General features: G+C 70.4%; 13 protein-coding genes. 4 read left to right on the top strand and 9 right to left on the bottom strand.

Annotated elements, in window-relative coordinates; genetic code table 11:
- The coding region (locus KBX53_RS36985) for a discoidin domain-containing protein (protein WP_210858961.1) at nt 1-1,225 on the top strand (1,225 nt) is incomplete at its 5' end.
- A gap of 59 nt (nt 1,226-1,284) precedes the next feature.
- On the opposite strand, the gene KBX53_RS10940 is transcribed toward KBX53_RS36985, so the two are convergent.
- Nucleotides 1,285-1,536, bottom strand: coding sequence for a hypothetical protein (locus tag KBX53_RS10940; protein WP_167337329.1), 252 nt, complete (start codon nt 1,534-1,536; stop codon nt 1,285-1,287).
- Between the two features lie 290 nt (nt 1,537-1,826).
- Here KBX53_RS10940 and KBX53_RS10945 point away from each other — a divergent pair, with 290 nt between their 5' ends.
- Nucleotides 1,827-2,429, top strand: coding sequence for a hypothetical protein (locus tag KBX53_RS10945; RefSeq protein WP_210858962.1), 603 nt, complete (start codon nt 1,827-1,829; stop codon nt 2,427-2,429).
- 593 nt (nt 2,430-3,022) lie between these two features.
- Complete coding sequence (locus KBX53_RS10950) at nt 3,023-3,244, top strand: hypothetical protein (protein ID WP_081883978.1); 222 nt, start codon at nt 3,023-3,025, stop codon at nt 3,242-3,244.
- Between the two features lie 107 nt (nt 3,245-3,351).
- On the opposite strand, the gene KBX53_RS10955 is transcribed toward KBX53_RS10950, so the two are convergent.
- The 4 genes from KBX53_RS10955 to KBX53_RS10975 form a co-directional block, all read right to left on the bottom strand.
- A complete protein-coding gene (locus tag KBX53_RS10955) occupies nt 3,352-3,687 on the bottom strand; it encodes a hypothetical protein (protein WP_030335420.1) in 336 nt (111 codons plus the stop codon).
- Between the two features lie 198 nt (nt 3,688-3,885).
- On the bottom strand, nt 3,886-4,752 hold the full coding sequence (locus tag KBX53_RS10965; RefSeq protein ID WP_030335421.1) for a metallophosphoesterase: 867 nt from the start codon (nt 4,750-4,752) through the stop codon (nt 3,886-3,888).
- Nucleotides 4,753-4,819: 67 nt separating this feature from the next.
- On the bottom strand, nt 4,820-5,089 hold the full coding sequence (locus KBX53_RS10970; RefSeq protein WP_309140751.1) for a hypothetical protein: 270 nt from the start codon (nt 5,087-5,089) through the stop codon (nt 4,820-4,822).
- 8 nt (nt 5,090-5,097) lie between these two features.
- On the bottom strand, nt 5,098-5,409 hold the full coding sequence (locus tag KBX53_RS10975) for a hypothetical protein (protein ID WP_210858963.1): 312 nt from the start codon (nt 5,407-5,409) through the stop codon (nt 5,098-5,100).
- A 189-nt stretch (nt 5,410-5,598) separates the two neighbouring features.
- Between KBX53_RS10975 and KBX53_RS10980 the strand changes: the two genes are divergently transcribed.
- Nucleotides 5,599-6,450 carry an alpha/beta fold hydrolase gene (locus tag KBX53_RS10980; RefSeq protein WP_210858965.1) on the top strand — a complete coding sequence of 284 codons (852 nt, stop codon included), beginning with the start codon at nt 5,599-5,601 and terminating at the stop codon, nt 6,448-6,450.
- Between the two features lie 89 nt (nt 6,451-6,539).
- On the opposite strand, the gene KBX53_RS10985 is transcribed toward KBX53_RS10980, so the two are convergent.
- The 4 genes from KBX53_RS10985 to KBX53_RS11000 form a co-directional block, all read right to left on the bottom strand.
- Nucleotides 6,540-7,556 (bottom strand): methyltransferase, encoded by a 1,017-nt coding sequence (locus KBX53_RS10985; RefSeq protein WP_210858966.1) that lies wholly within the window; start codon nt 7,554-7,556, stop codon nt 6,540-6,542.
- Nucleotides 7,557-7,598: 42 nt separating this feature from the next.
- The gene (locus KBX53_RS10990; RefSeq protein ID WP_030335430.1) at nt 7,599-8,228 is read right to left on the bottom strand and encodes a hypothetical protein; all 630 of its coding nucleotides are present in this window, start codon (nt 8,226-8,228) and stop codon (nt 7,599-7,601) included.
- Nucleotides 8,225-9,631 (bottom strand): selenium-binding family protein, encoded by a 1,407-nt coding sequence (locus KBX53_RS10995; protein WP_210858967.1) that lies wholly within the window; start codon nt 9,629-9,631, stop codon nt 8,225-8,227. Before KBX53_RS10995 ends, KBX53_RS10990 begins: the two co-directional genes overlap by 4 nt.
- 14 nt (nt 9,632-9,645) lie before the next feature.
- On the bottom strand, nt 9,646-10,322 hold a 677-nt coding region (locus tag KBX53_RS11000; protein ID WP_247675439.1), incomplete at its 5' end, for an ABC transporter ATP-binding protein.

A 10,322-nucleotide genomic window follows, 5' to 3' on the forward strand; every position in this document is an offset into this window, starting at 1 on the left:
CTACTACCTGCGAATCACCGCCGACGGCGGCCGGATGCTCAAGGGGCAACTCGGCCTCACCGCCGTCCGCCCCACCCCGCCGATCCTCGGCACCCCGCCCCCGACCGGCGGTGACCTCGCGGCCGGCCGGTCCACAGCGGCCAGCAGCCAGGGCAGCGGATTCCCCTCGGGCAACGCGGTGGACTCCAACGTCGGCAGCTACTGGGAGAGCGCCAACGGCGCGTTCCCGCACTGGTGGCAGGTCGACCTCGGCGCCAACCACCAGGTCAACAAGCTCGTCGTGCGGCTGCCCGCCGGCTGGGGCGCGCGTACCCAGACCATCACCGTGCAGGGCAGCGTCGACGGCAGCTCCTTCTCGACCATCGCCGCGGCCTCCGCGTTCACCTTCGATCCGGCCACCGGCAACGCCGTCACCCGCACGCTGCCGCCCCCCACGTCCCGCCACATCCGGCTGAGCATCGCCGGCAACACCGGCTGGCCGGCGGGCCAGCTTTCCCAGGTCGAGGTGTACGCCGCCGGCGGCACCACGGACAACCCGCCGACCGCCCCGAGTGGCCTCACGGTGACCGGCCGGACGGCGAGCAGCGTGTCCCTGGCCTGGACGGCGTCGACCGACGACAACGGCGTGACCGGCTACCAGGTACGCCAGGGCGGCACGGTGGTCAGCACGGTCACGGGCACCACGGCGACCGTGAGCGGACTGGCCGCGTCCACCTCGTACACCTTCACCGTCGTCGCCCGCGACGCCGCCGGCAACACCTCGGCGGCCTCGAACGCGGCCACGGTGACCACCGACGCCCCGACCAACGCCGACCTGGCCCGAGGGCGGTCCACCAGCGAGAGCAGCCACGTCCAGAGCTACGGCTCGGGCAACGTGGTCGACGGCGACGCGAACAGCTACTGGGAGAGCGCCAACAACGCGTTCCCGCAGTGGGTGCAGGTCGACCTGGGCGCGACACGCACGGTCGGGCGGGTGGTGCTCAAGCTGCCGCCGTCGTCAGCCTGGGGGAGTCGGACGCAGACCCTCGCCGTCGCGGGCAGCACCGATGGGAGCGGCTTCGGGACCCTCGTCTCCTCGGCGGGGCGGACTTTCGACCCGTCGACGGGCAACCAGGTGACGCTGACGTTCACCGGCGCGCAGACCCGCTATGTGCGTATCACCGTGACCGGTAACACCGGCTGGCCGGCCGGACAACTGGCGGCACTGGAGGTGTACGCCAGCTGACCGGACGAGGGGCGGCCGCCGTACGCCGACCGGTGGCCGCCCCTCCACCCGTACGCCGACTACCAGATGATGATGCCGCCCTGCACCGCCCTGGCGCGCTGCACGGCATCCCGCACGTTGGCCAGGTAGCGGAGGATGCGTTCCGCGTCGTATCCGGTCGCGGCGGCCAGCAGCTCGACGTTCTCCGCCAGGCGGACGCACTCCTGGTCGAAGGCATCGAGCTGACCGGGGAAGACCTGGAGGTTACCCCGATTCTCGACCGTGACATCGGCGAGTTGTGGCAGGAACGTCGCGCCCAGCTGACGAGTCACCGCGGAACCCCACAGTGAATGACGGAAGGCTTCAGCTCCCACCGCCGTGCTGGTGCCCGGCGGATCCTCCACAACCTGCCGGCCGGCGTAGGAGTCGTCGTCGGGTATCCACACCGCGATATCCAGGCTCAATCGCACACTCCCGCCAAGCTCCGAAGCGCGGCTGGTAGGGGGATCCCTAGCTGCATCGATCCGCCGCCCGGACTGGCCACGATGCTAGGTGGCAGGCCGACCCGGCCCGAATTGTTTGTCGGCTCTGTCGCCCGCTGGTTACGGTGCCTCGCGTGACAATGTCAGATGCGGAATGGTGGTCGCTGCTCCGGGAGCTGGACGAGCCGGTCGCGCCGGTGGAGCACGGCCTCAGCCCGGAGTCGCTCACGCGGGTCATGGTCGAGGGCGTAGTGCCGCAGTCGGTGCTGGCGGTCTCGAACGCTCGGGTGCAGCCAGGCGCAGGTGATGGTCTGGAGATGCCACGGCACTTCGACCGCGCGGCGACCCAGGGTCGGTTCGACCGGCTCGCGGAGCGATTGAGCGAGGCCTACGGTTGCCGATGCGACGTGGGGCTGGCCCAGGACTCCGCATGTTTCGGCAGCATCTGGATTCCCGCCGAGGTCAGTCGCAGCCGCACGAAACGTACCCGAATCCCACTGTCTCTGAGTGTGAGCGTCAGCAATTTTGGTGGCCTTGCCGCGTGCGGATCTTCCGCTCCGTGGGCCCACACATCTCACCTGCACCCGGACGACCGCGCACGGATCGAGGGGGCACTCAGCGGACTCGACTACCTCCTCGTCCCAGAGCACATCCTCGCCGCGCCGTACGACGGGCCCAATGGTTGGGTGTTCGGCCCGACGAATGATGCGACCTGGTCCACTCGATTCTTCGAGCCCCTCTGAACACGTCAGAACCCCACCACTTGTCAAGACGACCGGGTGCCCTCACGGTGCAGTTCAACGCTTCACACAGGCTCGGTAACGGCGAATCGCGGTAGCTCAAGTTCGGTCGGCGGGGCGATTGTGAACGTCCCACCCAACGCCTGCGGCGTCCATCCAGCGCGCAGGCCGTAACGGACCAGAACGCGTACGTCCGCGGCTGTCGGGTAGGGGTACGCCTCCCCGCTGCCGTGCACGTCGGTCTCGACGTATCGACCGTCAGAGGCAACGGTGGGCCGCTCGGTCACATCGGCCTGTAGGGCGCGACCGGCTTTTCCCGCACCCCATACGCGGAGCCTTATGCAGCGGTGAAGACGGCCGTCAGAGCCAGGTGCGGCCCGGATGTCGGCCTTCCAGGTGAACTCCCGGCCGTCGATGTGGAGCCTGCGCAGCCTCGACCTCATCCGCCCATGCTGCCAGCCAGGCGGTCACCACACGCGCCGCCGGCCGTGATGTCGGCGCAGGTGCCCAGCCGAACCGGCCCAAATCGGTTGTTCGCACTGTCGCCCGCTGGCTACGGTGCCTCGCGTGCCTGACGCGGATTGGTGGTGAAGCGAGTGGCGAAGAACAGGCCGCCGTTCAGCATGAAGGCGATGCTCAGGCTGGAACGCGGCACCGCGACCGCCACCGACGCCCTGCGCCGTTACGCTCCGCTCGCCGACGAGCTCGGCGCCGACGGGATCGACGTCGCGTGCTTCGTACCACCGAGCACAACGACACCGACCCGAGCTGGAGCGGACGTGCGTTCGCCACCCTCGGCGACCTGCCTGCCCTGCTGAGCGAGTTGAGCGGCCCGCGTTGCGCTTCGACGTCTGACGGGCGGGGCCGGTGACCACTGGGTGACGACGCAGCTCATCGCCGGCGATCGCTTCTTCGGGACGAAGAGTTAATTGTCGGTCTGCTGTTCCAGATGCCGACGAGCCTCCCGCCACAGGCGCTCGAAATCCTCCGAGGACAGGCTTTCCACAGCAGGCTCCACCACCAGGCTCGGTCCAGGGAACGGGGACTCCGGCACACAGCCGTACCGCTGGTCGTACTCGGCAACCGCCCCCACCACTCCCGAATCGCGCGCGATGAGCACCTCTGCAAGCGATGCCGCCGCGAAGAAGGCCCCGTCCGATGCGCGTTGCTCAACGTGGCGCAGTGCCCACCGATCAGCGTCCAGCTCGTCGTAGCACCAGCGGTCGTCATCTGGGCAGTACCAACGAACGTAGGTGAGCATGTGGCCATTGTCGCGGAGCCTTATGGCGGCGTGGCAGACGTTTCGGGCATGCGCGAGACGGTCGCGTCCTCGTCGACGCGGACAGTGTCGCGCCGGCTGAGGTTCGGTGGCGGCCGTTGGCGCGTACTCTCATCGCCGATGTCGCCCGCGCGCAGCCGGCGCCGGCCGGCGTGGCGCGGCTGGCGACGGTGGTCGGCCTCACCCGCTGACGGACTCGCGCCGGCGCATGTCGTCGGCGGGGTTGATGGTGCGGACCGGGTCCGGGACCGGGCCGCGTCGCCGCCACTCGCGCGGGTAGCCCAGCGAGACCTCCTCGAACCGGACGCCGTCGTAGAACGTGGTGCGGGGGATGTGGAGGTGCCCGTAGACCATCGTGGACGCGCCGAAGCGTAGGTGCCAGTCGCGGGTGCGGACGGTGCCGCACCACTGGGCGAACTCCGGGAACCACAGGACGTCGGTGGGTTCGCGCACCAGCGGGTAGTGGTTGACCAGCACCGTCGGCAGCGCCGGGCCGCGCTCGGCCAGCCGGCGTTCGGTCTCGATGATGCGGGCGTCGCACCACGCCTCCCGGCTCGGGTACGGGTCGGGGTGCAGCAGCGCCTCGTCCGTGCAGACCACCCCGGCCGCGTACGCAAGGTCCAGCGACTCCTGCTTGGTGCGCGCCTGCGGCACCCGGAACGTGTAGTCGTAGAGCACGAAGAGCGGGGCGATGGTGGCGGGGCCGCCCTCGCCGTCCCAGACGGGGTACGGGTCCTCCGGGGTGACGACTCCCAGCCGCCGGCACAGCTCGACCAGCTCGCGGTAGCGGGTCTCGCCGCGCAGGTGCTCCGGGTCGCCGGGCGGCGTCCACAGCTCATGGTTGCCCGGCGCCCAGACCACCCGGGCGAAGCGGCTGCTCAGCAGGCCGAGAGCCCACTCGATGTCGGCGTACCGCTCGGCCACGTCACCGGCGACGAGCAGCCAGTCGCCGGGGTGGTCCGGCCGGAGCTCCTGGACGAACGCGCGATTCTCCGCGTAGCTGATGTGCAGGTCGCTGACGGCTCGCAGCCGGGGCGAAGGGCTCACCGTTCGAGGCTAGGCCGCCGCGGCCGGATCGGGGCACTCCGATCGGGTCGCGTCGCCGGCCGCCCGTTCAGCAGAACCAGCCGTCCTGCACCCAGCCGCGCCGGTTGATGTACCCGTAGGCGAAGCCGTAGACGTAGCCGCCGCTGCGGGGACCTTCGACCAGGAACGTCTGACCCTGGTAGAGGGTGCCCATCCAGGCGCCGTTGGGCTGCGTGCGGACGAACAGGTCGCTCGCGCACACCGTCTCCCGCTGACCGATGGTGCCGTTGGCGGCCTGCGCCGGCGCCGGTGCGGCGAGGGTCGCGGCGACGATCCCGGCCAGCACGCCGGCCGTCACCCGGGCCCTCACCATGAGTCGTACCCGCCGATGCACTCGGAGCGCAGGTAACCCCAGTCGTTCGGGCCGAAGTCGAAGGCGGCCGCCCACCCGTTGTAGACCGGATGCGCGCCCGGGGTGTGGCCGATCTTGTTGCCGTAGACGAGCGTGCGCTTCAGGCCGGTGGGGCCGCCGGCAGAGTCGTAGTTGGCGTAGAAGCTGGCGCTCTGGCAGATGACTATGGCGTGCCGTGGCACCACCGGGTCGGCCTGCGCCGGCGTGCCGCCCAGGGCGGCCGCCGCCGCTCCGACGGCCAGCGCCGCGGGGACTTTTCGAAGCATGCCCACCTCCCGTACGCCGAAACTTTCCTACCGGCGACCCTACCGACGAGGTTGATAAATGTCGATGCCGGGACCGGTCGTCCGGAGGGGGACCGGCGGGCCTGAGGCGACGGCCCTCGGCCGCATATCCGGCGACCCGACGGGAAAGCGCGGGGCGTCCGACAGCCCACACCGGAGCAGGAGAAAAACATGCCTTTCATTACCGTGGGGACGGAAAACTCCGCACCCATCGACCTGTACTACGAGGACCACGGATCCGGTAAGCCCGTGGTGCTCATCCACGGCTTCCCGTTCAACGGGGCAACGTGGGAGAAGGAAACCAGCGTGCTGCAGAACGCCGGATACCGGACGATCACCTACGATCGGCGCGGTAACGGCAACTCGGCGCAGCCGGCCTTCGGGTACGACTACAACACGTTCGCCGCCGACCTGGACGTGCTGATGACCGAGTTGGACCTGAACGAGGTGACCTTGATCGGTCACTCGATGGGCACCGGCGAGGTCGTCCGCTACCTGGCCAACTACGGCTCCCAGCGGGTCAGCCGGGCCGTGCTGCTCAGCCCGCTGCAACCGATGTTGGCCAAGGCCGACGACAACCCCGAGGGCGTCGACCGCAAGCTCTTCAAGGGCTTCCAGGACGCCATCATCAAGGACCGCTTCGCCTATCTGACGTCCTTCTGCGACGCGTTCTTCAACCCGGACCAGAACATGGGCAAGCGGGTCAGCGAGGAGGCGTACCGGGCGCACTGGCAGATCGGCGCGATGGCCTCCGGTAAGGCCACCCACGACAGTGTGGACGCCTGGCAGGAAGATTTCCGCCCCGACCTGCCGAAGATCAACATTCCGGTGTTGATCATTCAGGGTGACCAGGACCGGGTGCTGCCCTACCCGGTGACCGGCCAGCGGCTCGGGCCGATGATGCCGACCGGCCAGCTCATCACGCTCAAGGGCGCACCGCACGGCATCCCGTGGACCCACGCCGACGAGATCAACAAGGCGGTCCTGGACTTCATGAAGCAGCCGGCCAAGGCGCGCGCCTGACCCGTACCGGTAGCCGATCGGACGCCAGCGCCGTGAGGCGCCGCGACACCCGGCCCACGGTTCGCACCGGGGCCGGGTGTCGTCGTCGGTCAGGCCCGGCGGGCCACCACCGCGCCGTTCGCCCCGGGGGCATCGAACGGCACCGTCCGCACGTCGACGAAACCGGCGTCGGTGAGCCAGGCCGCGTACTCGGCACCCGAATAGTTGCGCCCACCCTCGGTCTCGACAAGCATGTTCATCCCCATCAGCGCCGCCTCGGGCGGCCCGGTGCGTTCGTCGTTGAGCAGCAGTTCGCAGACGACGATCGCCCCGCCGGGCGGCAACGCCGCGTGGCACCGGGCCAGCAACGCCCGGTTCGTCGGCTCGTCCCAGTCGTGCAGGATCATGCTGAGCAGGATGACGTCGTGGCCCGTCGGCAGCGCCGGGTCGGCGAGGAAGTCACCCGCCACCGCGTCGATCCGCCCGGTCAGGCCGGCCTCCGCGATCCGCTCCCGGGCCCGCACGCAGACGTGCGGCAGATCCAGGACCGTCGCCCGCAGCTCGGGCAGGCGGCGGCAGAACTCGATCGGGAACGCGCCGGCCCCGCCGCCGACGTCGAGCAGGCGGCGGTGCGCCGAGAAGTCGTACGCGTCGGCCAACGCGCTGGCGGTGAAGCTGGACGTGGAGAACATCGCGTCCCAGAACTGCGCCAGCATCTCCGGGTCGGCGGTGTCGAACATCGACTGTTGGGCCTCTGGGTCCCAGGTCAACGGGCGATCCGTGCGCAGTGCCTCGCCGATGCGGTGCCACGGCAGGTAGGTGCGCAGGTCGGAGTAGCGGATCTGCGCGCCGAAGTAGTACGGGCGACCCTCGACCAGGAACTGCTCGGCCAACTCGGAGTTGCGGTACGCGTCGCCGGCCTTCTCCAACAGCCCGAGTGAGGCACTGGCGGCCAGTAACAGGTCCGCCGGCCGATCGGGCAACCCGAACTCGGCGGCGGCCTCCTCGACGGTCATCGTCCGCCCACCGGCCAACCTGGTGAACAGGCCGAGCTCGACGCCGGCCGCGAGGGTCTTGAACCCCCACACACCGGCCACCAGACGCATGAGGGGAGTGGGAGTGATCATGCCGACATGAGATCACAGATCGGCGCTTTCCACGATGGACGGTCACGCCCGTAGCAACGTCACCAACCCCGCGGCCACCAGCACCCCGGCCCAGAGCCGGTCCACGTTGAACCAGGCCCGACGCAGCACACCCACCCCGAACACCTGGTAGACCAGCACCGCCACGGCCAGGGCGACGCCGAGCATCGCCACGGTGTGCACCCCGGCCGCCGCGAGGCCGGACAGCGCACCGACCGGCGCGGCGGCCAGGTGCCCGGAGTGACCCCCGGGCACCGGCTCGGCCACCAGCACCGGCACCAGCATCAGGCCCGCGCCGTGCGCCGACGACATCAGGAACGACCAACCTGCGAGCTGCCCCGCCGACAACCGCATCCCCGCCCAGCGGAAGTGCCGCTCGGAGAGCAGTCGCCACAGCCCGAACGCGACCAGCAGCACGCCGCCGAGCACCGCGAGGGCGCTGCTCGCCGTCACCGACCGGGTCGCGGCGACCAGCGCGGCGACGATCGCCACCGAGGCGAGATGCCCCGCCGCGATCGGCGGCAGGGCCCGCAGCAACGCCATCCGGCTGCGCTCCTGAAGGCCCCGGGCCACCGCGAACAGCCACCCCATCGCCGGGTTCAGACCATGGAACGCGCCGAGCGCGGCGAGCGTCGCCAGGGCGGTGAGGGTCACGGAAAGCAGTACGAGTCGGAGGAGGCGTCCCCGCCCTGCAACCGGGTCTGGTGCACCCGCAGGCCCCGGAACTCGTCCCCGTGCGGGAAGAACCGCTCATCAGGGGTGAGCCCACCGGCGTCCACGTCGACGTCGAGCTTGGCCAACCAGGCGCCCACCCCGTCGGGGTAGAACTGGTCGTCCCACGCGCCGTAGAGCGAGTTGCTGACGTACACCCGCCGACCGTCCCGGCTGACCTCGACCATCTGCGGGCCACCGGCCAACGGCTCGTCCGGCGCGGACGGGTGCGCGCTGCGGCGGACGATCCCGCCGAGGTGCACCGAGCCCGTCTGTACCGGGTGCAGCGGGTCGCTGACGTCGTACTGGCGCTGCTCGCCGGTGCCCCAGCAGGAGACGAAGAGGAACCGGTCGTCCACCGACAGGTCGATGTCGGTCACCAGCGGCGGCACCGCGCCGAACGGCTTGAGCAGGTCGGGCAGGTCCGCCGGGTCGGCCGGCTCGGCCGGGATGTCGATCACCCTGGTGACCGCCCAGCCGTCCCCGTCGCGGTGCCACAACCAGATCGAGGCGGACAAATCCTCGACGCTGATCACCACACCGACGAACCCGTACGACTTCGTCGGGTCGTGCGCCGGCCGCAGCTCCAGCGGCATCTGATACGCATCGCCCAGGTCGACCCGCTGCACGTGCCGGCGTTTCGCCAGATCCCAGAAGTGGATGGCGTGCCCGTAGCGTCGGCCCAGCAGCAACTCACCGACGATGCCGTCCTCGATCATCGACGGGGTGCCCCACTCGCTGGTGACCAGCACGTCCTGGGTCAGGTGCCACCAAACGTCGTACGCCAGGAACTGCGGACCCCGGTCGGCCTCCCACGCCCCGCGTACCTCGAACGTGGTGTGATCCAGGATGGCGATGCCACCGGGACCCTCCTCGCCGTCCGCGCCACCGAGAGCCGAGAGGTAGATGCCGTCCGGCCCACAGTGCACTGTGTGCGGCCGCGAGTAGCCAGCCCGCTTTGCCAACTCCTCGGCCCCGATCACCTTGACGATCTGCGGCTGGCGTGGATCAGGCTGGGTGTCGAGCACGTGGATGCGCGACGACCGCAGGCCGGGCACGATCAGGTAGCGCCGCTCGACGTGCGGGTGCGGGGCGGTCGGGCAGAGCGCGCTGCTGCACGCGTTCCAGCCGAAGTGGTGCAGCTCGTCACCGACGTACGGCAGGTCGGTCCAGCCAACGACCCGGCCGTATTCGGGGGAGTCGGGGTCGGTGTCCAGCACCACTATGGCGTCCGGACGGCTGGCCGCCCGGTCGAAGGCCGCCACGTAGGCGAGTTTCTCCGTCGGCGCGGTCACCGCCTCGCGCGGCGAGGGGTAGAACGTGGGATCGGGAGTCCAGCGGGTCATCACAGCTCCGCTCATCAGGTGGTGGGGACGCCAAGTCGGTCGAGCAGGTGGCGGCGCAGCGCGCCGAAGGCCGGGTCGTCCGGGGTACGGGTTGCACCGAGGTCGACGGGCAGGTCCGCGGCGATGCGACCCTCGTCGAGGAGCAGGATCCGGTCGGCGAGCAGCAACGCCTCCTCCACGTCGTGAGTGACCAGCAGGGCGGCGAAACCGTGCTCGGCGCGCAGCCGGCGCAGCAGGATCTGCATCCGCAGCCGGGTCAGCGCGTCCAGCGCGCCGAACGGCTCGTCGAGCAGCAGCAGGTCCGGTTCGCGGACCAGGGCCCGCGCCACGGCCACCCGCTGCGCCTGCCCGCCGGACAACTCGGCCGGCCAGGCGCGGTGCCGCTCGGCGAGACCGACCTCGGCCAGCGCCCGCCGGACACGCCCTGGAGCGTCCACACCGGACAGCCCGAGCCGCACGTTGTCCGCCACCCGTTTCCACGGCAGCAACCGGTGTTCCTGGAAGACCACGGCGGCGGTGCCGTGCACGACGATCGTCCCGCTGGCGTCGCCGTCCAACCCGGCGAGAATCCGCAGGAGTGTGCTCTTGCCGGAACCGCTGCCGCCGAGCAGGGCCACCACCTCACCGCGGGCGATGCTCAGGTCGACCCCGGTCAGCACGACGGTCGGGCCGAACGCCCGGCGCACCGCGT

Source organism: Micromonospora sp. M51 (assembly GCF_018070305.1).
GTDB lineage: Bacteria > Actinomycetota > Actinomycetes > Mycobacteriales > Micromonosporaceae > Micromonospora > Micromonospora parva.

What these genes read in the sequence shown, in the direction of transcription:
- KBX53_RS10980 (WP_210858965.1), top strand. Translation starts at nt 5,599, where the DNA reads ATGCCTTTCATTACCGTGGGGACGGAAAACTCCGCACCCATCGACCTG.
- KBX53_RS10985 (WP_210858966.1), bottom strand. Translation starts at nt 7,556, where the DNA reads ATGATCACTCCCACTCCCCTCATGCGTCTGGTGGCCGGTGTGTGGGGG.
- KBX53_RS10945 (WP_210858962.1), top strand. Translation starts at nt 1,827, where the DNA reads ATGTCAGATGCGGAATGGTGGTCGCTGCTCCGGGAGCTGGACGAGCCG.
- KBX53_RS10955 (WP_030335420.1), bottom strand. Translation starts at nt 3,687, where the DNA reads ATGCTCACCTACGTTCGTTGGTACTGCCCAGATGACGACCGCTGGTGC.
- KBX53_RS10995 (WP_210858967.1), bottom strand. Translation starts at nt 9,631, where the DNA reads ATGACCCGCTGGACTCCCGATCCCACGTTCTACCCCTCGCCGCGCGAG.
- KBX53_RS10975 (WP_210858963.1), bottom strand. Translation starts at nt 5,409, where the DNA reads ATGCTTCGAAAAGTCCCCGCGGCGCTGGCCGTCGGAGCGGCGGCGGCC.